This is a genomic window from Cellulomonas pasadenensis, assembly GCF_047229365.1.
Classification (GTDB): Bacteria; Actinomycetota; Actinomycetes; order Actinomycetales; family Cellulomonadaceae; genus Cellulomonas.
On the sequence record NZ_JBFTEP010000005.1, the window covers coordinates 1 to 23,096 of the forward strand.

Annotated in this window: 18 protein-coding genes; 5 read left to right on the forward strand and 13 right to left on the reverse strand. The window is 75.5% G+C overall.

Going from position 1 to position 23,096, the window contains the following annotated elements:
• From smc to ileS, 10 genes are all read right to left on the reverse strand, one after another.
• On the reverse strand, window positions 1-2,469 hold a 2,469-nt coding region (gene smc, locus AB6N23_RS01515), incomplete at its 3' end, for a chromosome segregation protein SMC (RefSeq protein ID WP_412864069.1).
• An 83-nt stretch (window positions 2,470-2,552) separates the two neighbouring features.
• A complete protein-coding gene (gene ndk / locus AB6N23_RS01520; RefSeq protein WP_412864071.1) occupies window positions 2,553-2,987 on the reverse strand; it encodes a nucleoside-diphosphate kinase in 435 nt (144 codons plus the stop codon).
• A 42-nt stretch (window positions 2,988-3,029) separates the two neighbouring features.
• Entirely contained in the window at window positions 3,030-3,428 is a 399-nt protein-coding gene (locus tag AB6N23_RS01525) for a DUF4233 domain-containing protein (RefSeq protein ID WP_412864073.1), read from the reverse strand.
• Between the two features lie 9 nt (window positions 3,429-3,437).
• On the reverse strand, window positions 3,438-5,162 hold the full coding sequence (locus tag AB6N23_RS01530; protein WP_412864075.1) for an MDR family MFS transporter: 1,725 nt from the start codon (window positions 5,160-5,162) through the stop codon (window positions 3,438-3,440).
• 131 nt (window positions 5,163-5,293) lie between these two features.
• Entirely contained in the window at window positions 5,294-5,956 is a 663-nt protein-coding gene (locus AB6N23_RS01535) for a TetR/AcrR family transcriptional regulator (protein ID WP_412864077.1), read from the reverse strand.
• A gap of 67 nt (window positions 5,957-6,023) precedes the next feature.
• Window positions 6,024-6,770 carry a dihydroxyacetone kinase phosphoryl donor subunit DhaM gene (dhaM, locus tag AB6N23_RS01540; protein WP_412864079.1) on the reverse strand — a complete coding sequence of 249 codons (747 nt, stop codon included), beginning with the start codon at window positions 6,768-6,770 and terminating at the stop codon, window positions 6,024-6,026.
• 64 nt (window positions 6,771-6,834) lie between these two features.
• Window positions 6,835-7,476, reverse strand: a complete 642-nt coding sequence (gene dhaL / locus AB6N23_RS01545) for a dihydroxyacetone kinase subunit DhaL (protein WP_412864081.1) — start codon at window positions 7,474-7,476, stop codon at window positions 6,835-6,837.
• A 43-nt stretch (window positions 7,477-7,519) separates the two neighbouring features.
• Complete coding sequence (gene dhaK / locus AB6N23_RS01550; protein WP_412864083.1) at window positions 7,520-8,515, reverse strand: dihydroxyacetone kinase subunit DhaK; 996 nt, start codon at window positions 8,513-8,515, stop codon at window positions 7,520-7,522.
• A gap of 157 nt (window positions 8,516-8,672) precedes the next feature.
• The gene (locus AB6N23_RS01555; protein ID WP_412864085.1) at window positions 8,673-10,061 is read right to left on the reverse strand and encodes a bifunctional folylpolyglutamate synthase/dihydrofolate synthase; all 1,389 of its coding nucleotides are present in this window, start codon (window positions 10,059-10,061) and stop codon (window positions 8,673-8,675) included.
• Window positions 10,058-13,321: an isoleucine--tRNA ligase gene (gene ileS / locus AB6N23_RS01560; RefSeq protein ID WP_412864087.1), complete on the reverse strand. Its 3,264-nt coding sequence runs from the start codon at window positions 13,319-13,321 to the stop codon at window positions 10,058-10,060. Before ileS ends, AB6N23_RS01555 begins: the two co-directional genes overlap by 4 nt.
• 300 nt (window positions 13,322-13,621) lie before the next feature.
• Here ileS and AB6N23_RS01565 point away from each other — a divergent pair, with 300 nt between their 5' ends.
• The 4 genes from AB6N23_RS01565 to AB6N23_RS01580 all read left to right on the forward strand — a co-directional run bounded on the left by AB6N23_RS01565 (window position 13,622) and on the right by AB6N23_RS01580 (window position 17,071).
• The gene (locus AB6N23_RS01565) at window positions 13,622-14,335 is read left to right on the forward strand and encodes an HAD hydrolase-like protein (RefSeq protein ID WP_412864089.1); all 714 of its coding nucleotides are present in this window, start codon (window positions 13,622-13,624) and stop codon (window positions 14,333-14,335) included.
• On the forward strand, window positions 14,332-15,030 hold the full coding sequence (locus tag AB6N23_RS01570; RefSeq protein WP_412864091.1) for an HAD hydrolase-like protein: 699 nt from the start codon (window positions 14,332-14,334) through the stop codon (window positions 15,028-15,030). The genes AB6N23_RS01565 and AB6N23_RS01570 overlap by 4 nt, the downstream gene beginning before the upstream one ends.
• 52 nt (window positions 15,031-15,082) lie before the next feature.
• Window positions 15,083-15,940: a formate/nitrite transporter family protein gene (locus tag AB6N23_RS01575; RefSeq protein ID WP_412864093.1), complete on the forward strand. Its 858-nt coding sequence runs from the start codon at window positions 15,083-15,085 to the stop codon at window positions 15,938-15,940.
• 378 nt (window positions 15,941-16,318) lie between these two features.
• Window positions 16,319-17,071, forward strand: coding sequence for a MerR family transcriptional regulator (locus AB6N23_RS01580; RefSeq protein ID WP_412864095.1), 753 nt, complete (start codon window positions 16,319-16,321; stop codon window positions 17,069-17,071).
• A gap of 45 nt (window positions 17,072-17,116) precedes the next feature.
• Here the strand turns inward: AB6N23_RS01580 and AB6N23_RS01585 are convergent, their stop codons facing one another.
• The 3 genes from AB6N23_RS01585 to AB6N23_RS01595 all read right to left on the reverse strand — a co-directional run bounded on the left by AB6N23_RS01585 (window position 17,117) and on the right by AB6N23_RS01595 (window position 21,807).
• The gene (locus AB6N23_RS01585; RefSeq protein WP_412864097.1) at window positions 17,117-18,985 is read right to left on the reverse strand and encodes an ABC transporter ATP-binding protein; all 1,869 of its coding nucleotides are present in this window, start codon (window positions 18,983-18,985) and stop codon (window positions 17,117-17,119) included.
• Entirely contained in the window at window positions 18,982-20,919 is a 1,938-nt protein-coding gene (locus AB6N23_RS01590) for an ABC transporter ATP-binding protein (protein WP_412864099.1), read from the reverse strand. Before AB6N23_RS01590 ends, AB6N23_RS01585 begins: the two co-directional genes overlap by 4 nt.
• A gap of 123 nt (window positions 20,920-21,042) precedes the next feature.
• Window positions 21,043-21,807: an SDR family oxidoreductase gene (locus AB6N23_RS01595; RefSeq protein ID WP_412864101.1), complete on the reverse strand. Its 765-nt coding sequence runs from the start codon at window positions 21,805-21,807 to the stop codon at window positions 21,043-21,045.
• 229 nt (window positions 21,808-22,036) lie between these two features.
• On the opposite strand from AB6N23_RS01595, the gene AB6N23_RS01600 reads away from it, so the two are divergent.
• Window positions 22,037-23,089 (forward strand): putative F420-0 ABC transporter substrate-binding protein, encoded by a 1,053-nt coding sequence (locus tag AB6N23_RS01600; RefSeq protein ID WP_412864103.1) that lies wholly within the window; start codon window positions 22,037-22,039, stop codon window positions 23,087-23,089.
• Window positions 23,090-23,096 lie beyond the last annotated feature (7 nt).

The window sequence follows — 23,096 nt, forward strand, 5'->3', positions numbered from 1 at the left end:
CTCGGACGCGGCGGCGCGCTCCAGCCCCTCGGCGCGGCCGGACATCGCGCGCGCGCGCTCCTCGCCCGTGCGCAGCGTCAGGCGCGCCTCGGTCTCACGCGCGCGTGCCGCGGTCGCCTCCGCGGCCGTCGCGTCGCGGCGCGCGGTGGCCTCGGCGATCGCGGCCTCGGTGTCCTCCGGCTGCTCCTCGGCCGCCGCGAGGCGCTGCGTCAGCTCGGCGAGCGTCGCGTGGTCCTCGGCGAGCGTGGCGCCGGCCGCCTCGAGCGACCGCTGCGCGCGCTCGGCCTCGGCACGCGCGGCGCGGGCGGCGGAGCCCAGGTGCCCCAGCTGCTCCGCGACCGCGGCGAGCGCGGCGTCGGACTCGTTGAGCCGCTCGAGGGTCGCGTCGACCGCCGCCTGCGCGGCGGTGCGGGCGTCGCGCGCGGCGGCGAGCTCGAACCGCACCCGCTCGGCCGTGGCGGCCGCGCGCGCGCCGGTCTCCCGGGCGGTCTCGAGCGCGGCCTGCAGGTGCAGCGCCGACGGCGCCGACGCCGACCCGCCGGAGGCACGGAAGCGCGACAGCACGTCGCCCGTGCGCGTCGCGACCACGACGTCGGGGTGCGCGGCGACGAGCGGACGCGCCGCCGCGAGGTCGTCCACGACGACCACGTCGGCGAGCAGCGCGTGCACCGCGTCCCGCACCGCCGGCGGCGCCTGCACCAGGTCGACGGCGCGGTCGACGCCCGGCGGGAGGTCGGCCGCGCGCCGCTCCCCCGCGCCGGCGACCAGCAGGGCCGCGCGGCCGGCGTCCTCGGTGCGCAGGTGCCGGATCGCGTCGACCGCCGCCTCGACCGAGTCGACGGCGACCGCGTCGGCGACCGCGCCGAGGGCCGCCACGACGGCCTCCTCGTCCCGCGCGTCGACCTGGAGCAGCGCCGCGACCGACCCCAGCACGCCCGGCAGGCCGTCGGACGCGAGGAGCGCGCCGGCGCCGTCCTTGCGCGACAGCGACATCTCCAGCGTCTCGGCCCGGGACGCCTGCTGGTCGCGCTCGCGCTCGGCCTCGCGCAGCGCGTCCTCGAGCGCGGCGACGCGGCTGACGGCCTCGTCGAGCGCCTCGGTGGCGGCCTCGTGCTCGGCGTCGAGGCCCTCCTCGCCCTCCTCGACGCCCGCGACCTGCGTCTCGAGCGCCGCGAACCGGGTCGTCGCGTCCTGCGCGCGCTCCTCCGCGGCGGCCAGCGCCGCGCGGAGGCGGCCGATCTCCGCCTCGGTCGCCTCCACCCGGCTGCGCCGCGCCGCGACCTGCCCCGCGAGCCGCGCGACACCCTCGCGCCGGTCTGCCGCGCCGCGCTGCAGGTCGGCGAGCGCCCGCTCGGCCGCGGTCGCCGCCGCCTCCGCCTCCTGCCGCGCGGTGCCCGCCCCCGTGACGGCGGCGCGCGCCAGCTCCACCTCCGCCGCGAGCTCCTGCTCCGCGGTCCGCACCCGCTGCGCCTGCCGCTCCAGGTCGTCGGGGTCCTGCCCGGGTGCGCGCTCCTGCGTCGGCGCGCCCAGCAGGCGAGCACGGTCGGCCGCGAGCGACGCGGTGCCGCGCAGGCGCTCGCGCAGCGACGACAGGCGGTACCAGACCTCGCTCGCCTCGCTCACGGCGGGCGCGGCGAGGGCGGCCTCGCGCTCGAGGGCCGCGAGGCGCTCGCGCGCCGCGGCGAGGCGCCCCTCCACGTCCTCGCGGCGGGCGCGCAGCGCCGACTCGTCGGCGATCTCCTGCTCGAGCTGCGCGGTGAGCTGCGCCAGGTCGTCCGCCAGCAGCCGGGCGCGGGCGTCGCGCAGGTCGGCCTGCGCGACGGCGGCCTTGCGCGCGACCTCGGCCTGCCGCCCGAGCGGCCCCAGCTGGCGGCGGATCTCGGTGGTGAGGTCGCCCAGGCGCGTGAGGTTGCCCTGCATCGCGTCGAGCTTGCGCAGGGCCTTCTCCTTGCGCTTGCGGTGCTTGAGGACGCCCGCCGCCTCCTCGATGAAGCCGCGCCGCTCCTCCGGCGTCGCCCGCAGCACCGCGTCGAGCTGCCCCTGCCCCACGATGACGTGCATCTCGCGGCCGAGGCCGGAGTCCGACAGCAGGTCCTGGATGTCGAGCAGCCGGCACGCGCGCCCGTTGATGGCGTACTCGGAGCCGCCGTTGCGGAACAGCGTCCGCGAGATCGTGACCTCGGAGTACTCGATGGGCAGCGCGCCGTCGGCGTTGTCGATGGTGAGCGACACCTCGGCGCGGCCCAGCGGCGGGCGGCCGGACGTGCCGGCGAAGATGACGTCCTCCATCTTCCCGCCACGCAGCGACTTCGCGCCCTGCTCGCCCATGACCCACGCGAGCGCGTCGACCACGTTCGACTTGCCGGAGCCGTTGGGCCCGACCACGCACGTGATGCCCGGCTCGAAGCTCAGCGTCGTCGCGGACGCGAACGACTTGAACCCGCGCAGGGTCAGGGTCTTGAGGTGCACGGGCTGAGCCTAGGCAACGCGGCGCCGCGCACGGCGACGCCCCGCCCGAGCGGCGCTGGGACGGGGCGTCGGCGTGCGGCGCGTCAGAGGTGCGGGAACCAGAGCCCGATCTCGCGGGCGGCCGACTCCTCGCCGTCCGAGCCGTGCACGATGTTCTCGATCAGCTTCGTGCCCCAGTCGCGGGCGAGGTCGCCGCGGATCGTCCCGGGGGCCGCGACGGTCGGGTCGGTCGCACCGGCCAGCGAGCGGAAGCCCTCGATCACGCGGTGCCCCTCGACGACCGCGGCGAGCACGGGGCCCGAGCGCATGAAGTCGATGAGCGCCTGCACGAACGGCTTGCCCGCGTGCTCGGCGTAGTGCTCCGCGAGCAGCGTCTCGTCGGCCTGGCGGAGCTCGACGGCGACGAGCGTGTAGCCCTTCGCCTCGATGCGGCGCAGGACCTCGCCGACGTGCCCCCGCCGGACGCCGTCCGGCTTGACGAGGACGAGGGTGCGCTGCGGAACGGGTGCGTCTGCCATGGCCGTAACCCTAGCGGGGGACGGTGCGCGGGAGCGTCCGGGTCAGGCGGGCGGGACAGCGTCCGGGTGCGCCGCGTCGTACTCCGCGCGCTCGCGGTCGATGCGGCCGCCGAGCCGCAGCGAGACGACCCACAGGACGACGAACAGGCCGCCCACCACGAACATCATGGGGACCAGGACCCCGAAGGCGAGCACGGCGACCTGGGCGGCCGACCCGGCGACGTAGCCGCCGGGCCGGCCGACGTAGCCGGCGACGAGGAGGAGCACGAGGGCGGTCACGCCGCCGAGCGTCCACACGGTGGCAGGCGGGGCGGCGCGCAGCCCGTAGGCGACCAGGGTCGCGAAGAACACCAGGAGCGCCTCGAGGATCAGCGTCATCTGGGTGAACTGCGGCTTGGCGGGCCGCTTGCGACCGCCCCGGCCGCCACCGTGCATGCTCATCGCACCAGGCTAGCCGCGCGGCGCGGACGTCCCGGCGGACGCACGCTCCCCCGCGTCCGTGGCGTCGTCGTCCGCCGGGACGGTGCCGCCCTCGACCTGCGCCGAGCCGGGCACGGCCACGTCGGGCCCGGCCGCGCGCGCCGCACGGCCCGGGTCGGCGACGGCCTCGCCGCGCGCGACCATCCCCGCGACGTCGGAGAGCTTCACCTCGCGCAGGAACAGCGCGAGCACGAGCCCCACGACGACGAGCGGCACGAGGTACCAGAAGGCGGGGGCGAGCGCGCCCGCGAACGCGTCCACCACGCCCGCGCGCACCGGCTCCGGCAGGGCGTCGACGGCGGCGGGGGTCAGGACCGACGCCTCCGGGCCGCCGGCGCCGGCCGGCACGTCGCCGAACGCCTCGGCGAGCCGGTCCGACAGCCGGGAGGTGAAGATCGTCGAGAACAGCGCCGTACCGACGGCCGCACCGATCTCGCGGAAGAAGTTGTTCGCACTCGTGGCCGTGCCGATCTCCGACGGGTCGACGGAGTTCTGCACCGCGAGCACGACGGTCTGCATGACCAGACCCATGCCGGCGCCGAGGACGAAGATCATCGCGCCGAACAGCCACATCGACATGTCGCCGGTCAGGCGGGTGAGCCACATGAGGCCGAGGGTCGTGATCGCGAGCCCGGCGACCGGGAACGCCTTGTAGCGGCCGGTGCGCGTGATCGCGATGCCGGAGCCGATGGCCGTGAGCATGACGCCCGCCATCATCGGCAGCATGAGGAAGCCGGACTGCGTGACGCCGGCACCGGTCGCCATCTGCAGGAACGTCGGCAGGAACGCGAGCGCGGAGAACATGCCCATGCCCAGCACGAGGCCGATGGCCGTCGCGATGGTGAAGGTCGGGTTGCGGAACAGGCGCAGCGGCAGGATCGGCTCGACGGCGCGCAGCTCGACCGCGACGAACGCGGCGATCGCGACCAGCGTGCCGATGACGAGCGCCAGCAGGCGCGGGTCGGACCAGTCGTAGCCCCCGCCGCCGCTGAAGGACTCCCAGCTCGTCGCGAGCACGAGCCCCGAGGTGGCGACGACGAGGAAGAAGATGCCCGCGGCGTCGACGGGACGGTCCGAGCGGCGCGACGGCAGCTTGAGCGTCATCCACGCCACGACGAACGCCGCGGCACCGATGGGGATGTTGATCCAGAACGCCCAGCGCCAGTCGGCGTGGTCGGTGAAGAGGCCGCCGAGCAGCGGGCCGATGACGGCCGCGATGCCGAACAGCGCGCCCATCGGGCCGAGGTACTTGCCGCGCTCCTTGGCGGGCACGACGTCGGCGATGATCGCCTGCGACAGGATCATGAGACCGCCGCCGCCGAGGCCCTGCACGAAGCGCCAGGCGACGAGGGCCTCGAAGGAACCGGCGAACCCGGCGCCGGCGGACGCCACCGTGAACAGGCCGATGGCGAACAGGAACGGCCAGCGCCGCCCCCACAGGTCGCCGAACTTGCCGTACAGCGGCATGACGATCGCGATGGCCAGGATGTAGGCCGTCACGACCCAGCCCTGGTGCTCGACGCCGTCGAGCTCGCCGACGATCGTCGGCATCGCGGTGCCGACGATCGACTGGTCGAGCGACGACAGGAACATCGACGCCATCAGGGCGCCGAAGATCAGCCACACGGTGCGTGGCGTGAGCACGACGAGCGGCGCGTCGTCCGCGCGGCCCGGTGCGGTGGCGGTGCCGGCCATGGGTGCCTCGTCCTTCTGGTGGTGGGGGGGTCGGTGGCGGCGACGCTGCCGTGGTCGGGTGGTGCGGACGCCCGTCCGGCCGCGCGTGCGGGCGGCCGGGCGGCGGGCGGATCGGTGCGGTACGGGCGGGGTCAGGCGGTGACGACCGCCCGGATGTCGGCGACGACCGCACGGGCATGCGCCTCGGCGTCGCCCGTGCCGCCCTCGGCCTCCCACCGCACGAACGTGCTGTGCACGAGGACGAGCACGAGACCTGTCACCGTGTCCGCGAGGTGCGGCGAGCCGTCGCCGAGCCGCGAGCGGACGACCTCGAGCAGCCGGTCCTTCTGCTGGTCCATCCACGCCACGTGGTGCGCCATGAGGCGCGGGTGCACGGACGCGAGCTCGATGGCCCGGTGCATCCGCTCGCGCCCGAGGGGCGGGTCGCCGAGCACGGGGGCGAGCAGGCTCACGAGGTCGTCGAGCAGGTGACCGGACGGGCCGCCGGCGGCGAACACGGCGGCAGCACCCGCGTCGAGCGTCCACGGCGAGTGGCCGAGCACCGCGTCGTCCTTGGTCGCGAAGTAGTTGAAGAACGTGCGCGGCGCGACGCCGGCCTCGGCGCAGACCATCTCGACCGTCACCGTGTCGAGACCGTGCTCCGCCACGAGGCGGTGCGTGGCGTCGACGAGCGCGGCACGGCGGGCGGCCTTCTTGCGCTCGCGCAGCCCCGCCGCCGGGGTGCCCGGTGCAAGCGCACCGGGGCCGTGCGCGTCGGGCGCGGGGGTGCCGACGGTCGGCGGCGCGGAGGGCATGACCTCATCTTGCATCCACTGCAACTTTGCAGTCAATGCACTTTCGCGGGCCACATCGCCGGATGCGCTACTCCTCGCCGAACCCGTCCTCGACGGCGGTGACCAGCCGGTGCACCGCGTCCGCCGCCTGCGGCCCCTCGGCCACCACGTCGAGGCGGTCGCCCTGCTGCGCACCGAGCTTCATGAGCTCCAGGACGCTCGCCCCGTTCGCGCCGTTCACACGGACGCGCGCGTCGTAGGCCGCGAGCGCGCGCGCGAGCACCGCGGCCGGGCGCGCGTGCAGCCCGAGCCGGTTGCGCAGCACCGCGGAACCCCGGACGACGCCGTCGGCGTCCGCCGGCGCGTCCCCGCCGTCGACGACCGCGGGACCGTCGCCGGACGCCGCGTCGCCCTGCCCGGGCGCCCAGCCGGCGAACGTCCCGCCCGCGTCGTGCGCCGACGCGAGCACCGCCGCGAGGTCACCGCCGCCGTGCGACGTCACGCCCGCGGCCACGGCACCCTCGACGAACGGCGCGTCCGCGAGCCGGACCCGGTCGGCCAGCTCGGCGTCCGCCATGTCGAGCACCGACTCGGTCGTCATGACGGCCGACCCCAGGTCGGTGAGCACCACGACCGCGCGCCCGTCCGCCGACGCCTGCGCCACCGCCTGCTCGACGCGGGCGTAGCTGGTCCCGATGCCGCCGTCGTCGAGGCCGCCCGCCGGCACGATCAGCACGCCCGGCGCCATCTGCCCCGCGACCTCCGCAGCGCCCTCCGCGAGCGCACGCGAGTGCGACACCAGCACGAGCGCCACCTGCGCCCATCGTCGAGCCATCGACGGCTCCCCTCCTTCTCGCCCGTCGCGCGACGTCGTCGTCGCGCGTGTCCACCCGTCCGCGTCAGTCCGCCGCCGCCGCGGCCTCGGCGGCCGCCACCAGGAGCAGCTCGCTCGAGCGTGCACCGGGGTCGAGGTGGCCCACCGACCGCTCCCCCAGGTAGCTCGCGCGGCCCTTCGTCGCGACGAGCGGCACGGTCGCCTCGGCGCCGTCGTGGGCGGCGCGCGCGGCCGACGCCAGCACCTCGGACGGCGGCGCACCCTGGTCCGCGGCCTCGACGGCGGCCGCGACCGCTGGCGTCCACGCGTCGACCATCGTCTTCTCGCCCGGGCCCGCCCGGCCGCGCGTGACCACCCCGTCGAGCGCGGCCTCGAGCATCGCCACGACGCCGTCGCTGTCCAGCGCACCCGTCGCGGTCGCCTTCGACGCCCGCAGGTACGCGGTGCCGTACAGCGGCCCCGCCGCGCCGCCCACGGTCGACATGAGGGTCGTCGCCACGAGGCGCAGCACGTCGCCCACCTGGGCCGGCGGCTCCGGCAGCGCCTCGAGCCGGCCGACGACGGCCGCGAAGCCGCGCGCGAGGTTCTCGCCGTGGTCGCCGTCGCCGATGAGGCGGTCGAGCTCGACGAGCTCGTCGCGGTGCTCCGTCACGGTCGCCGCCGACCGGCGCACCCAGTCCAGCGCCCACGCCACGTCCAGGGTCATCGGCCCTCCTCCTCACGTCGGGCGCCCACGGCGACGACCGCCGTCACCAGCGCAGTGCGGCGGTGTGCACGGGGGCGTCCCAGAGCGCGGTCAGCTCGTCGTCCAGACGCAGGACGGTGACCGACGCACCCTGCATCTCCAGCGAAGTCACGTAGTTGCCGACGAGCGAGCGGGTCACCTCGACCCCGCGCTCCGCGAGCAACGCGCGTGCCCGACGATAGACGACGTACAGCTCGGAAGCGGGCGTCCCGCCCATGCCGTTGACGAGCAGCAGCACCTGCTCGCCGCCCGCCAGGCCCAGGTCCTCGACCACGGGGGTCAGCAGCATCTCCGTGACCTCGTCGGCCGGGGCCATGGGCACGCGGCGGCGCCCGGGCTCGCCGTGGATGCCGATGCCGACCTCGATCTCGTCCTCGGGCAGGTCGAAGCTGGGGCGGCCGGCGTGGGGGACGGTGCACGCGGTGAGCGCGACGCCCATCGACCGCACGTTCGCGACGACGCGCTCCGCCACGGCCGCGACCGCGTCGAGGTCGTCGCCGCGCTCGGCGGCCGCGCCCGCGATCTTCTCGACGGCGACGGTGCCCGCGACCCCGCGCCGGCCCGCCGTGTACAGCGAGTCCTCGACGGCGACGTCGTCGTTGACGAGGACGGTGCGGACGGTGACGCCGTCGGCCTCCGCGAGCTCCGCGGCGGTCTCGAAGTTGAGCACGTCGCCCGTGTAGTTCTTGACGACCGCCAGGACGCCCGCGCCGCCGTCGGCGGCGGCGAACGCCGGCGCGACCTGGTCGGGCGTCGGCGACGTGAACATCGCGCCCGGCACCGCCGCGTCGAGCATGCCGACGCCGACGAAGCCCGCGTGCAGGGGCTCGTGCCCGCTGCCGCCGCCGCTGACGAGGCCGACCTTGCCGGGCACCGTGCCGGCGGCGCGCGCGACGAACAGCGGGTCGCGGTGCACCTGCACGAGGTCGGCGTGGGCGAGGCCGAAGCCCTCGACCGACTCGACGACGACGTCCTGCGGGTCGTTGATGAGCTTCTTCACTCGCGTCCTCCTCCACGTGGCCCCTGGCGGGGCGGGTCGGCGCACGACGTGCGGGCGGGGCGCCGGCGTCCCGCACGGCCCACCTAACGACGCCCCTGGACGCCGGTCAAGGCGGACGGCCGGGCGGCACCCGTGCGGGGGCCGCCCGGCCGTCGGGTCAGTCGCGCCCGAGCAGCACGCGCGCCTCGGCGACGAGCAGGATCGAGCCGGTGACCAGCACGCCCGCACCGCGCTCGACCTCGCCCTCGGCGCGCTGCACGGCGACGTCGATCGCGTCGGGCAGGCGGGGCGCGACGTGCACGCGGTCCTCGCCGAAGACCTCGACCGCGATCTCCGCGAGGTCGTCGACGTCGAGCGCACGCTCGGACGACGCCTGCGTCACCACCACCTCGTCGAGCACCGGCTCGAGCACCGACAGCATGCTCTCGGGGTCCTTGTCGGCCATGACGCCGACCACGCCGACGAGGCGCTGGAACGCGAAGGCCTCCTCGACGCCCGCGACGAGCGCCTCGGTGCCGGCGGGGTTGTGCGCGCCGTCCACGATCACCGTGGGGCTCGAGCGCACGACCTCGAGCCGGCCCGGCGACGTGGCGTCCGCGAACGCGGCCCCGACCACGTCGCCGTCGAGCGCGGCGCCACCGGTCAGCAGCGCCTCGGTCGCGACGAGCGCCAGGAGCGCGTTGTGCGCCTGGTGGGCCCCGTGCAGAGGCAGGTAGACGTCGGTGTAGACGCCGCCCATGCCGCGCAGCGCGACGAGCTGACCGCCGACGGCGACCTGCCGCTCGACCACGGAGACGTCGACGCCCTCGCGGACGACCCGCGCACCGCGCTCCGCCGCCGCCGTCAGCACGACGCCGTCCACGTCCTCGGTCTGCTGGGCGAGCACGAGCGTGGCGCCGTCCTTGACGATGCCGACCTTCTCGGACGCGATCTCGACGAGGCTGTGCCCGAGGTAGCGCTCGTGGTCCATGGCGACCGGCGTGATCACCGCGACCTCGGCGTCGAGCACGTTCGTCGCGTCCCAGCGCCCGCCCATGCCGACCTCGACCACGGCGACGTCGACCGGTGCGTCCGCGAACGCGGCGTACGCCATGACGACGAACACCTCGAAGAAGGACAGCCGTGGCTCCCCGCGCTCGGCCGACCGCGCGTCGACCATGTGCACGTACGGCGCGACGTCCTGCCACACCTCGACGAACCGCTCGTCGCTGATCGGCTCGCCGTCGATCGCGATCCGCTCGTTGACGCGGGTGAGGTGCGGGCTCGTGAACCGGCCCGTGCGCAGGCCGTGCTCGCGCAGCAGCCGCTCGACCATCCGGGCCGTCGACGTCTTGCCGTTCGTGCCCGTCAGGTGGACGGAGCGGAACGCCCGCTGCGGGTCGCCCAGCAGCTCGAGCACCGCCCGCACGCGGGAGAGCTCGGGGTCGATGTCGTGCTCGGGCGCCCGCGCGAGGATCCCGCGGTACACCTCGTCGGCCGCCTCCCGGGCCGCGCGCGCCGCCGCGTCCCGCAGGTGGTCCGCGCCGCCGGGCCGTGCCGGGCTCACGCCCCGGCCCCCGCCCGCGCGACGTGCACCTGGAGCGTGCCGTCCCCCGGCACCACCGACAGCCCCGTCGCGAGCGTCTCCGCCGCCACGAACTCCCGGTGCGCCTCGACCGCGGCGACCCGGTCGGCCGGCACGGTCAGCGTGAGGTCGATGCGGTCCGCCACGTGCAGGCCGGCGGCCTTGCGCGCGTCCTGCACGGCCCGCACGACGTCGCGGGCGTAGCCCTCGGCGCGCAGCGCGTCGTCGAGGGCGAGGTCGAGCACGACGAACGACCCGCCGGGCAGCACGGTCGCCGCCACGGTGGCGTCGCCGCCCTCGCCGCCGGCCACCACGGTCGTCAGCTCGTACTCGGCCGGCTCGAGCGCGACGTCGCCGTCGTCGGTCGTCACCACGACCGCGTCGCCGTCCTGGCGCCACGCGCCCGCGCGGGCGGCCGTGATGACCGCCTGCACGCCGCGGCCCAGGCGCGGGCCGGCGGCACGGGCGTTGACCGCGAGGCGCTGCGTGATCCCGAAGCCCTCGGCCGTGGCCAGGTCGGCCGTCACCGTGTCGACGTGCTTGACGTTGAGCTCCGCGGCCAGCAGGTCCGTGTACGGCGCGAGCGCCGCCGGGTCCGCCACCGCGACGGTGAGCCGGCGCAGCGGCTGGCGCACGCGCACCTGGTGCGCCTTGCGCAGGCCCAGCGCGGCCGACACGACGGCCCGGACCTCGTCCATTGCCCCGACGAGCGAGAACGAGCCGACGAGGTAGTCGTCCGCAGCGCCGTGCCCCACCTCGGGCCAGTCGGTCAGGTGGACCGAGCGCCCACCGGTGAGACCACGCCACACCTCCTCCGTCACGAGCGGTGCGAGCGGTGCCATCAATCGCGTGAGTACCTCGAGCGCGGTCCACAGGGTGTCGAACGCGTCGGCGTCCTCGGACCAGAAGCGGTCGCGCTGTGTACGCACATACCAGTTCGTGAGCATGTCGAGGTGCTCACGCACGCTCTCGCACGCGGCCGGGATGTCGTAGGCGCCCAGCTGATCGGTGAGCCGCACCACGAGGTCCCGGGTACGAGCCAGCACGTACCGGTCCATGGGCGGGAGGCCGTCGACGCGCTCGGCCGTCACGCGCTGAGCCGCGTACCCGCGGCCGTCGTCCGCCGCACCCGCGTAGAGCGTGAAGAAGTAGTACGTGCTCCACAGCGGCAGCAGCACCTGGCGCACGCCGTCGCGGATCCCCTCCTCCGACACGACGAGGTTGCCGCCGCGCAGGATCGAGGACGACATGAGGTTCCAGCGCACGGCGTCCGACCCGTACCGGTCCCACATCTCGGCCGGGTCGGGGAAGTTGCGCAGCGACTTGCTGGCCTTGCGGCCGTCGTCACCGAGGACGATCCCGTGGCACATGACGTTGCGGAACGCGGCGCGGTCGAAGATCGCCGTCGCCAGCACGTGCAGCGTGTAGAACCAGCCGCGCGTCTGGCCGATGTACTCGACGATGAAGTCGCCCGGGTAGTGGTGCTCGAACCACTCGCGGTTCTCGAACGGGTAGTGCACCTGGGCGAACGGCATCGACCCCGAGTCGAACCACACGTCGAGCACGTCCGGGATGCGGCGCATCGTCGAGCGGCCCGTCGGGTCGTCCGGGTTGGGACGCGTCAGGTCGTCGACGTACGGGCGGTGCAGGTCGGGCTCGCCGGCGTCGTTCGTGGGCACGCGGCCGAAGTCCGCCTCGATCTCCGCGAACGAGCCGTAGACGTCGACGCGCGGGTACGCCGGGTCGTCCGAGACCCACACCGGGATGGGCGTGCCCCAGTACCGGTTGCGGCTGATCGACCAGTCCCGGGCGTTCTCGAGCCACTTGCCGAACTGGCCCTCCTGGATGTGCCCGGGGATCCAGGTGATCTCCCTGTTCAGCTCGACCATGCGGTCCTTGAACGCGGACACGCGGACGAACCACGACGACACGGCCTTGTAGATGAGCGGGTTCCGGCAGCGCCAGCAGTGCGGGTAGGAGTGCTCGTACGTCTCGTGCCGCACGAGCGCGGGGCGCACGTCGGCGGCGGCGCGCCCCAGCGGGCCCGTGCCGGCCTTGAGGTCGGCGATGATCTGCTTGTTGGCCTCGAAGACCTGCGTGCCGGCGTAGTCGGGGACGAGGGCGGTGAAGCGGCCCTTGGAGTCGACCGGGACGACCGGCGGGATGCCGGCGGCGTCGCACGCGGCCATGTCGTCCTCGCCGAACGCGGGCGCCAGGTGCACGACGCCCGTGCCGTCCTCCGTGGTGACGAAGTCGGCGGGCAGCACCCGGTGCGCGTTCTCGTGGCCGAGGAAGAAGTCGAACGGCGGCGTGTAGGCGCGGCCGACGAGGTCGGCGCCCGTGAGCCGCTCGAGGACCGCCGGCTCGTCGCCGAGCTCGCGCGCGTACGCGGCGAGCCGGGACGCGGCCAGCACGACCCGCTCGCCGGGGTGCGACGCCGCGAACGGCGAGCCCTCCTGCGGCGCCACGACGACGTACTCGATCTCCGGCCCCACCGCGACGGCGAGGTTCGACGGCAGCGTCCACGGCGTCGTCGTCCAGATGAGCAGCAGCTCACCGGTCGCGAGGCGGAAGCCGACCGTGAGCGCGGGGTCCTGGCGCGACGCGTACACGTCGTCGTCCATGCGCAGCTCGTGGTTGCTCAGCGGGGTCTCGTCGCGCCAGCAGTACGGCAGCACGCGGTAGCCCTCGTACGCGAGGCCCTTGTCGTAGAGCTGCTTGAACGCCCAGATCACCGACTCCATGAACGTGGGGTCGAGGGTCTTGTAGTCGTGCTCGAAGTCGACCCAGCGCGCCTGGCGCGTGACGTACTCCTGCCACTCCTTCGTGTAGGTCAGCACCGACGTGCGGCACGCCTCGTTGAACGCGGCGATGCCCATCTCGTCGATCTGCGCCTTGTCGGTGATGCCGAGCACGCGCTCGGCCTCGAGCTCGGCGGGCAGGCCGTGCGTGTCCCAGCCGAACCGGCGCTCGACGCGGCGCCCGCGCATCGTCTGGAACCGCGGCACGACGTCCTTGGCGTAGCCGGTCAGCAGGTGGCCGTAGTGCGGCAGGCCGTTCGCGAACGGCGGGCCGTCGTAGAAGACGTACTCGTTCGCCCCGTCCTCGCCCGCCGACCGCTGGTCGATCGACGCCTGGAACGTGCCGTCGGCCTCCCAGTGCGCGAGCACGTCGCGCTCGAGCGCGGGCAGGTCCGGCGACGCCGGGACGGGAGTCTCGGGACGGTGCAGCGGGTACGCCACGGGCGGTGCTCCTGGTCTCGCGCGCCCTGCCGGGTGCGCAGCGGTCGGACCACGAGGACGACGACGGCCGGACGACCCGGCGCGGCACCGCGGTACCACCTCGCTTGCCCGCGCACCGGGGCGCACGGACCACTCTCGCTGCGGCTGTGACGGGCCTGCCCCGTCCGGTTCTACTGAGGACCCGCACCGCGAGGGCGGGTGTCCCGTTCTTCCGGAGGCTCACCGGTGATGGCCGGGTCGACGCCTGTGCGTCCCATGGTAGCCGCGGGGCGGTCACGCGCGTCGACGACAATGGAGGCGATGACCACGCCGCCCGCCGCCCCCGCCCGCCCGCTCGTCCTGCTCGACCTCGACGGCACCCTCATGAACTCCGCGCCCGGCGTCCTGTCGTCGGTCCGCGCCGCCTACGCCCACCTGGGCGTGCCCGCGCCGACCGAGGCCGCGATGCGCACGTTCATCGGCCCGCCCATCGGCCGCTCGTTCCCCGCGCACGGCGTCGCCGCGGAGCAGCTCGCCGACGCGATCGCCGTGTACAACGAGCACTTCGGACGCGTGGGCGTGTGGGACACGACGGTCTTCGCCGGGGTCCCCGAGGCGCTGCGGACGCTGCGCGCGGCCGGGGCGACGCTCGTCGTCGCGACCGCCAAGCCGGCGCTGTGGGCCGAGCCGATCTGCGCGGAGGTCGGGCTGACGCCGCTGGTCGACGCGGTCGTCGGCGCACCGGCCGACGAGTCCGAGTCGAAGGCGCAGATCATGGCGCGCGCGATCGCGTGGGTGCGCGCCACCACCGGCACCGACCCGCTCGCCGACCCCGCGCGGACCGTGATGGTCGGCGACCGCGAGCACGACGTCGAGGGCGCGCACGAACACGGCATCGCGTGCGTCGGCGTCGGCTGGGGGTACGGCGGCGAGGAGGAGCTGGTGCGCGCAGGAGCGGCGGAGGTCGTGCACGACGTCGCGGACCTCGCGCCGCGGCTGCTGGCGCGGCTCGGCCTCGCGACCCCGGGCGCATGAGCGGCGCGGCCGCACCGGTCGTCCTCCTCGACCTCGACGGCACGCTGACCGACTCCTACCCCGGCATCGCGTCGTCCGTCCGCGCGGCGTACGCCGCCCTCGGCCTGCCCGTCCCGGACGACGCGACGCTGCGCCGGTTCGTCGGTCCGCCGCTCGGGGACTCGTTCGCGGCGCACGGCGTGCCGGCGGCACGCGTGGCGGCCGCGGTCGAGGCGTACCGCGTCGCGTTCCGCGCGGGCGGGATGTGGGACAACAGCGTGTACGCCGGCGTCCCCGCGCAGCTCACGGCGCTGCGGACGGCGGGCGTGCGGCTCGCCGTCGCGACGAGCAAGCCCGAGGTGTTCGCGGTGCCGATCTGCGAGCGGCTCGGTCTCGCGGCGTCCGTGGAGCACGTGGTCGGGGCACCGCTCGACGCGCCGTCGACCAAGGCCGAGGTCGTGGCCGACGCCCTCGCACGGCTGGCGGACGCGGCGGCGGTCGACCGGTCGCGCACGCTCATGCTCGGTGACCGGCACCACGACGTCACGGGTGCGCGCGCCCACGGGATCGACTGCGTGGGCGTCGGCTGGGGCTACGGCGACGAGGACGAGCTGCGCGGCGCCGGCGCGGTCGAGGTCGTGCGCGACGTGGCCTGCCTGGCGCAGCGGCTCCTGCGCCGCCTCGGCGTGCCGGCGGTCGCCCCGCCCGACCCGTGACCCGGGCCGCAGGTCCCCGCCCGGGCGGAGGCGGTGTGGCACGCTCACCGGCGTGAGCGCGCCCGTCCCCGACCCGCTGGCCGGGCTGTTCCCCGGCCGGCACTTCATCAGCACGGTGCTCGACGCGCTCGAGACGAAGACGACCATGTCGGGGCGCCTCGCACGCCGGTACCTCCAGCGGGCCGCGATGGCGGGCGTCATCATCGGCCTGCTGTACGCCACCCACTACGCGGTCGTCGCGGCATTCGCGTCCGTCGAGGCCGCCGGGACGTCGCTCCAGCCGATCGGGCGGATGGTCGGCGCCGTCGCGTTCGGGTGGGCGCTCGTGTTCATCTACTACTCGCGGTCCGAGCTGCTGACGTCGAACATGATGATCGTCTCGATCGGCGCCTACCACCGGCGCACCGGCTGGGGCCGGGCGCTGCGGCTGCTCGGCCTGTGCTACCTGGGCAATCTCGTCGGCGGGCTGTTCGTCGCCGCGCTCGTCCGGTTCTCGACGGTCGTCGACGGCGCCGCGCTGGACCAGATGGTGGCGTCGGTCGACCACAAGCTCGCGTACGTGTCGTCGGGACCGGCCGGGTGGGGCGACCTGCTCGTGCGGGCGGTGCTGTGCAACTTCTGCATCAACCTCGCGATGCTGCTCGTCTACAACGGGCTCATCAAGGACGACCTGACCAAGGCGCTGGTCATGATCGTGTCGGTCTTCATCTTCGCGTTCCTCGGGCTCGAGCACTCCGTCGCCAACACCGTGCTTTTCTCGATCGTCGGCCTGCGCGAGGGCCTCGACCTGGGGCTCGCCGCGGGCAACGTGGCGCTCGCCCTCGTCGGGAACTTCGTCGGCGGCGGGCTGCTCATCGGCCTGTACTACGCGTGGGTCAACGACGACTCCCGCTGGCGGCGCGACGCCTGACGCGCCCGGCCGTCACCCCGCCGCGGTCACCGGCGACCACGGGAACGTGATCCACCGGTCCGTGCGGCGCCCCACCTGGTCGGGTCGACGACCGACCGGGACGTGGCGTGGCGGACCGCCGTGCACACCTCGACGCAGTGCTCCGCCACCAGCGCCGGACGAGTGCCGGCGTCTCCCCCGTGCCGGCGGCGTCGTCGACCACGAGCGCGCGCACGCCGTGCAGCGCGTCGACGTCGAGCAGCGCGGCTGCACCGCCCGGAGGCCGCCGCGCGCCACCCGCGACGACGTCCCCCGCCGGTGTTGACCTTGACGCTGCGTCAACTCCTACCGTGGAGCAGGTCCGCACGACGGCGGGCACGGACGACGGAGGGAGGGACCGTGGAGGCGTCCATCCAGGAGGTCGCGCGGCTCACCGGCACGACCAGCCGCACGCTGCGCCACTACGACGCGGTCGGGCTGCTGCGCCCGAGCCGCGTCGGCGACAACGGGTACCGCTGGTACGACGACGACGCGCTGGTGCGCCTGCAACGGGTGCTCCTGCTCCGCGACCTGGGCCTCGGCCTCGCCGAGATCCGGCGCGTGCTCGACCGCGAGACCGACGAGAGGACGGCGCTGCGCCGGCACCTCGCGTGGCTCGAGGCCGAGCAGGACCGTCTGGCACGCCAGGCGGCGTCCGTGCACCGCACGCTCACCGCACGCGAGAACGGAGACACCCTCATGGCCGCAGACGTGTTCGACGGCTTCGACCACACGCAGTACCGGGAGGAGGTGGAGCAGCGCTGGGGCGCCGACGCGTACGCCACGTCCGACGCCTGGTGGCGCGGCCTGACGGAGACCGACCGCGCCGCGTGGAAGGCCGAGACCGAGCGGCTCGGTGCCGACTGGGCGGCCGCCGCCGGGGCCAAGCTCGACCCGACGTCCGACCAGGCGCAGGAGCTCGCGCGCCGGCACGTCGCGTGGCTCGGCTCGATCCCGGGCACGCCGGGGCACGGGACGGCTCCCGCCGGCTACGTGACCGGCCTGGCCGACATGTACGTCGCCGACGAGCGCTTCGCGCGGAACTACGGCGGGCGCGCGGGCGCGGCGTTCGTCCGGGACGCGCTGCACGCGTACGCGGCACGTCACCTCTGAGGCACCGGACGGGCCCGTCGCCGGACGGCGCGGGCCCGTCCGCCGTCAGGAGGCGCGCAACGACTCCTGCCACTGCGCGTGCAGGGACGCGAAGCGACCTCCGGCGGTGACGAGCCCGTCCGGGCTCCCGTCCTCGACGACGCGGCCGCCGTCGACGACGAGCACGCGGTCGGCGTGCATCACCGTCGACAGGCGGTGCGCGATGACGACCGCGGTGCGGCCCGTCAGCAGCGTGCGCAGGCCCTCCTGCACGAGCTGCTCCCCGGGGATGTCGAGCGAGCTGGTGGCCTCGTCGAGGACGAGCACGGCGGGGTCGGCGAGGAAGGCGCGCGCGAACGACACGAGCTGGCGCTGGCCCGCCGAGAGTCGCACGCCGCGGGTGTCGACGCCCGTGTCGTACCCCTCGGGCAGCGCGGCGATGAGGAAGTGCACACCGACGGCCCGCGCGGCGGCCTCGATCTCGGCGGGCGTGGCGTCGGGGCGGCCGAGCGCGATGTTCGCGCCGACCGACCCGGAGAACAGGTACGCCTCCTGCGTCACCATGACGACGGCGCGGCGCAGGTCCGCCGGGTCGAGGTCGCGCAGGTCGACGCCGTCGAGGCGCACCGCACCCTCGCGGGGGTCGTAGAACCGCGCGAGCAGCTTGGCGACCGTCGACTTGCCGGCGCCCGTCTCGCCGACGAGCGCGACCGTCTGCCCGGCCGGCAGGTGCAGGTCGAGGCGCGGCAGGACCGTCGGACCCGTGCCGTACCCGAACTCGACGCCCTCGAACCGCACGTCCCCGGTCGCGGCGGGGAGGTGGGCCGGGCGCTCCGGGTCCGGCACGGTCGGCTCCTCCGCGAGCAGCGCCGACAGCTTCTCGAGCGCCGCCGTCGCGGACTGGAAGCTGTTGTAGAACATGCCGATCTGGGCGAGCGGCGCGAAGAACCGCCGCGCGTACAGCACCGCCGCGACGAGCACGCCGACCGCGAGGTCGCCGTCGAGCACCCGCAACCCGCCCACGAGCAGCACGGCCGCGACCGTCACGTTGCCGATGAGCACGAGCCCGGTGTCGAACACGCCGTTGACCCGGATCGCCTCCGCGTTGGCGGCGCGGTACTCCTCGGTGAGGTCGTCGTAGACCTCCGCCACCTGCGTCTCGCGCCGGAAGGCCTGCACCGCGCGGATGCCCGTCATGGTCTCGACGAACCGCACGATGACGCGCGCCACGGCCGTGCGGCTGCGCCGGTACTGCGCCTGCGAGCGCACCTGGAACCAGCGCGTGATCAGCACGCCGGGCACGACGGCGACCAGCAGGACGAGCCCGCTGCGCCAGTCGAGCACGACCAGGCTGACCGCCGTGAAGACCATCGCCAGTCCGCTCGCCGCGAGCGTCGTCACGCCGCCGTCCAGCAGCTCGCGCAGCGCCTCGACGTCGGAGGTCTGCCGCGAGATGACGCGGCCGGACGTGTACCGCTCGTGGAACTCCAGGCTGAGCCGCTGGGTGTGCCGGAAGACCCGGCGGCGCAGGTCGAGCAGGACCGCCTGGCTCACGCGCGCGGCGAACCGCACCGTGGCGGCCGTGAGCACCCCCGCGACGAGGGCCGCGACGGCGTACGTGCCGGCGACGGTGAGCAGCGGGCGCGCGTCGCCGTCCCGCAGGGCCGGCAGGCCGCGGTCGATGCCCAGTGCCACGAGCGCCGGGCCGGCGACGAGCGCGAGCTGCGCGCCGACCACCACGAGAGCGGTCGTCCAGACACGACGCGTGACGGGCCGCAGCAGCGAGCCGAGCAGCGCGAGCGACCGGCGCCGCACGTCGCGCGGGTGCAGCGCGAGGTCGCCGTCCTCGTCGCGCGCGGCACCGGGTGCGGGTGCGTGAGGAGGGGCGGGTGCGGGTGCGGGCGGTGCGCCGGTCCCGGGCTCCGTGCGGCTCATCGGGTCGCCTCCGTGCGCTCGCCGCGCGGGCGCGGCAGGTCCGACCCGGGGGCCGTCCCCGTCGCTGGAGGCCGGTGGGGGTCGTCGCCGTCCGGCCCGCCGTCCGCCTCCGCCTCCGCCTCCGCCTCCGCCTCCGCCTCCGCCGTGAGGACGTACCGGTAGTGGGGGTGGGTCGCGAGCAGGTCGGCGTGCCGCCCGACCCCCGTGACGCGGCCGTCCTCGAGGACGGCGACGCGGTCCGCGAGCGCGACCGTGGACGTCCGGTGCGCGACGACGAGCGTGGTCGTGCCGGTGAGCATGCGTCGCAGGCCGGCGGTCACGTCGGCCTCGGTGGCGACGTCGAGCGCGGACAGGGGGTCGTCGAGGACGAGCACGCGCGGTCGGCCGGCGATCGCCCGGGCGAGCGCGACGCGCTGGCGCTGGCCGCCCGAGAGCGAGAGCCCCTCCTCCCCGATGACGGTGTCGAGGCCGGCGGGGAGGCGGTGGACGAACCCGGCACGCGCGACGTCGAGCGCCTCGCGCACGACCGCGTCCCGCGCGGCGTCGGGCATGCGTGCGAGCTCCTCCTCCGGCACGCCCATGAGGACGTTGTCGCGCACGGACGCGGAGAACAGGATCGGGTCCTCGAAGGCGACGGCGACGGCGCCGCGCAGGTCGCGCCGGGTGAGGTCGCGGACGTCGACGCCGTCGATCCGCACGGTCCCGCCCGTCACGTCGTACAGCCGCGGGACCAGCTGCAGCAGCGTCGTCTTGCCGCTGCCCGTCAGCCCGACGAGCGCGGTGGTCTCGCCGGGCTCGAGCACGAGGTCGACCCCGCGCAGCACGGCGTCCTCGCGGGTGCCGTGCGCGAACCGCACGTCGGCGAGCTCGACGCGCGACCCGCCGGCGGGCGGGGGCGGCAGCGGGACGGGGTGCGCGGGGTCGCGCACGGCGGGCGCGGTGTCCATGACCTCGAAGAAGCGGTCGGTGCCCGCGCGCGCGTCGAGCGTCATGGCGAGCAGCTGGCCGAGGCTCTCCACGGGGCGGTTCATCACCGCGGCGGTGGCGAAGAACGCGACGAGCGCCCCGACGCTCACGCGGTCGGACGCCGCGAGCCACACGCCGATGCCGAGCGACACCGCCAGCGTCGTCTCGGGGATCCACGCGAGCGCGAACGACATGCGCGACTGCGCGCGCGCCTTGTCGAGCTCGGTCTCCCGCAGGTCGTCGGCCTGGCGCACGAAGTCCTCGAGCGCGTCCTCGCCGCGCCCGAACGCCTTGAGCACCCGGATGCCGTGCACCGACTCCTCGACGGACGTCGCGAGGTCCCCGGCCTGGTCGCGGGCGCGGCGCGCGACCACCTTGTAGTCCTGCCGGAAGGCGAAGCCCAGCCAGATGACGGGCGCCGCGCCGGCGAGGTACACGAGCCCGAGCAGCGGGCTCGTGTAGACCATCAGGCCGGCGCCGACCAGCACGGTGGTGGCCGACACGACGAGCTGGACGAGCCCGAAGACCATCCACCGCCGCACGGTGTGCAGGTCGCCCATCGAGCGCTGCAGCAGCTGCCCGCCGGACCAGCGGTCGTGCACCGCGACCGGCAGGTCGAGCAGGTGCCGGAACAGGTCGGTGCGCATGTGCCGCTCGACGCCGGTGCCGGGCGTGGCGATGAGGGCACGGCGGCACCACACGAGGAACGCCTCGAGCACGCCGAGCGCGAGCACGAGCAGCGCGGCCTGCACGACCGCGGTGCGGGAGCCGTCGGTGAGGAGCGGCCCGTTCACGACCCCGCGCAGCACCTGCGGCACCGCGAGCGCGAGCAGGCTGGCCGCCAGCGTGGCGAGCCCGCCCGCGACGACGCGCGGCACGGCGGGGCGCGCCCACCGGATCAGCCGCGCGAGCGCCCGCGTCGTCGAGACGGAGCCGCCGGTCGACGCCGGTGCGGTGGGGGTGGGCACCGGTGCAGCGTAGGCACGCGCGCCGACATCGCACCCGGGGACGTCCGGATGCTGAGTCGACCTCACCTGTCGACGGCGCGCCGCCCGCACGGACGGGCCGTGCGCGCCGGCCGGCGCCGGGGCTCAGCCCTGCGTGCGCGCGATCGTCGTGTTGTTCGCCTGCGCGCGGGGCCGCACCACGAGCAGGTCGACGTTGACGTGCGCCGGCCGCGTGAGCGTCCAGACGATCGCGTCGGCGACGTCCTCGGCGACGAGCGGCTCGTACCCCGCGTACACCTGCGCGGCCCGCTCGGCGTCGCCGTCGAAGCGCACGAGCGAGAACTCCTCCGTCGCGACCGCGCCCGGCGCGACCTCGATGACCCGGACCGGCTCGCCGACGATCTCCCACCGCAGCGTCTCGCTCAGCATCCGCTCGGCGTGCTTGGCGGCGGTGTACCCCGCGCCGCCGGGGTAGGCGCCGTGCGCGGCGGTGGACGTCACGACGACGACGTCACCGCCGCCACCCGCGCGCAGGAGAGGTAGCACGCCCTGCGTCACGCGCAGCGTGCCGAGCACGTTGAGCTCGTACATCGCGCGCCACTGCGCCACGTCCGCCTCGGCGACCGGGTCCAGCCCGAACGCACCGCCCGCGTTGTTCACCACGGCGTCGAGCCCGCCGGTGTCGCGCACGTGCGCGACGAGCGCGGCGACGTCGGCGTCGTCGGTCACGTCCGCGACGACGGTCGTCGCGCCGGTCTCGGCGGCGAGGGCCGCGAGGCGGTCGGCACGGCGCGCGGTCGCGACGACGTCCCACCCCTCGGCGCGCAGGCGGCGCACGGTGGCGGCACCGATGCCGGAGGACGCCCCGGTGACGAGGGCGCGGCGGGGGCGGTCGACGGACGTGGCCATGCGGGCTCCCTGGACGGCGGGCGGGACGCGTCCGAGCATCGCACGCGGCGGGGTGCCGGTTGCGCGCACCCCCCGTGCGGTGCCTAGGGTGACGCCTCGGAACCCGGCCGACACGTGGCCGGGTGGCACCGCCCCGGGCTGGGACGGTCCTCCGCGACGCGACGTGCGCCGACCCTCCCCCACCACCGCGCCCGACGGCGTGCGCGGCGCCCCGTCACCCGGAGACCCGATGCCCACGCGCGCCCGCACCCGTCCGCCCCGCACCGCCTCGTCCCGCACCGCCGTGCTCGTCGCCGCCCTGCTGCCGGCCGTCGCCCTCGCGGCGTGCGCCGGCGGCGGCGCGGCCACGTCCACCACCGGTGCCGCCACGACGGGCTCCCCCGCAGCGACGTCGTCCGCAGCGGCGTACCCGGTGACCGTCGACAACTGCGGCACCGAGGTCACCCTCGAGGCGCCGCCCTCGCGCATCGTGACGATCAAGTCGTCGACCACCGAGATGGTCGCCGCCCTCGGCCTCGCGGACCGGCTCGTCGGCACCGCGTTCAGCGACGGGCCCGCGCCCGAGCCGTGGGCGGCCGAGCTCGCCGACGTCCCCGTGCTGTCCGACAAGGTGCCGGGCCAGGAGGCGCTGCTCGAGGTCGAGCCCGACCTCGTCTACGCCGGGTGGGAGTCGAACTTCGCGCCCGACGCGGCCGGCGACCGCGCGGCCCTCGCGCAGCTCGGCATCGGCACGTACGTGTCGCCGTCGGCGTGCAAGGCGGCGGGCTACCAGCCCGACCCGCTGACGTTCGAGGCCGTGTTCGACGAGATCCGCGAGACCGGCGCGCTGCTCGGCGCCCCCGAGGCCGCCGAGGACGTCGTGGCCGACCAGCGCGCGACCCTCGACGCCGTCGAGCCGCTGGACGGCCCGACCGCCGTGTGGTGGTCGTCCGGCACGGACACGCCCTACGTCGGCGCGGGCATCGGGGCGCCGCAGATGATGCTCGGGGCCGCGGGCCTCGAGAACGTCTTCGCCGACGTGCACGACACGTGGTCGTCGGTCGGCTGGGAGCAGGTCGTCGCGGCGGACCCGGACGTCCTCGTCCTCGTCGACTCCGCGTGGAACTCGGCGGACAAGAAGCGCGACCTGCTCGCGGCCAACCCCGCGACGGCGCAGCTCACGGCCGTGCGGGAGGGGCGCTACGTCGTCGTGCCGTTCGCGGCGTCCGAGGCGGGCGTCCGCAACGCCGACACCGTCGCGGACCTCGTGGAGCAGGTCCGCGCGCTGGGCCTCGGGGGCTGACGCGCCG

Excerpts from the sequence above, each read along its gene's own strand:
- AB6N23_RS01600 (WP_412864103.1), top strand. The coding sequence starts at position 22,037 with ATGCCCACGCGCGCCCGCACCCGTCCGCCCCGCACCGCCTCGTCCCGC.
- AB6N23_RS01530 (WP_412864075.1), bottom strand. The coding sequence starts at position 5,162 with ATGGCCGGCACCGCCACCGCACCGGGCCGCGCGGACGACGCGCCGCTC.
- AB6N23_RS01595 (WP_412864101.1), bottom strand. The coding sequence starts at position 21,807 with ATGGCCACGTCCGTCGACCGCCCCCGCCGCGCCCTCGTCACCGGGGCG.
- ndk (WP_412864071.1), bottom strand. The coding sequence starts at position 2,987 with ATGGCAGACGCACCCGTTCCGCAGCGCACCCTCGTCCTCGTCAAGCCG.
- AB6N23_RS01585 (WP_412864097.1), bottom strand. The coding sequence starts at position 18,985 with ATGAGCCGCACGGAGCCCGGGACCGGCGCACCGCCCGCACCCGCACCC.
- AB6N23_RS01525 (WP_412864073.1), bottom strand. The coding sequence starts at position 3,428 with ATGAGCATGCACGGTGGCGGCCGGGGCGGTCGCAAGCGGCCCGCCAAG.
- dhaL (WP_412864081.1), bottom strand. The coding sequence starts at position 7,476 with ATGACCCTGGACGTGGCGTGGGCGCTGGACTGGGTGCGCCGGTCGGCG.
- AB6N23_RS01565 (WP_412864089.1), top strand. The coding sequence starts at position 13,622 with ATGACCACGCCGCCCGCCGCCCCCGCCCGCCCGCTCGTCCTGCTCGAC.
- AB6N23_RS01535 (WP_412864077.1), bottom strand. The coding sequence starts at position 5,956 with ATGCCCTCCGCGCCGCCGACCGTCGGCACCCCCGCGCCCGACGCGCAC.
- AB6N23_RS01570 (WP_412864091.1), top strand. The coding sequence starts at position 14,332 with ATGAGCGGCGCGGCCGCACCGGTCGTCCTCCTCGACCTCGACGGCACG.
- dhaM (WP_412864079.1), bottom strand. The coding sequence starts at position 6,770 with ATGGCTCGACGATGGGCGCAGGTGGCGCTCGTGCTGGTGTCGCACTCG.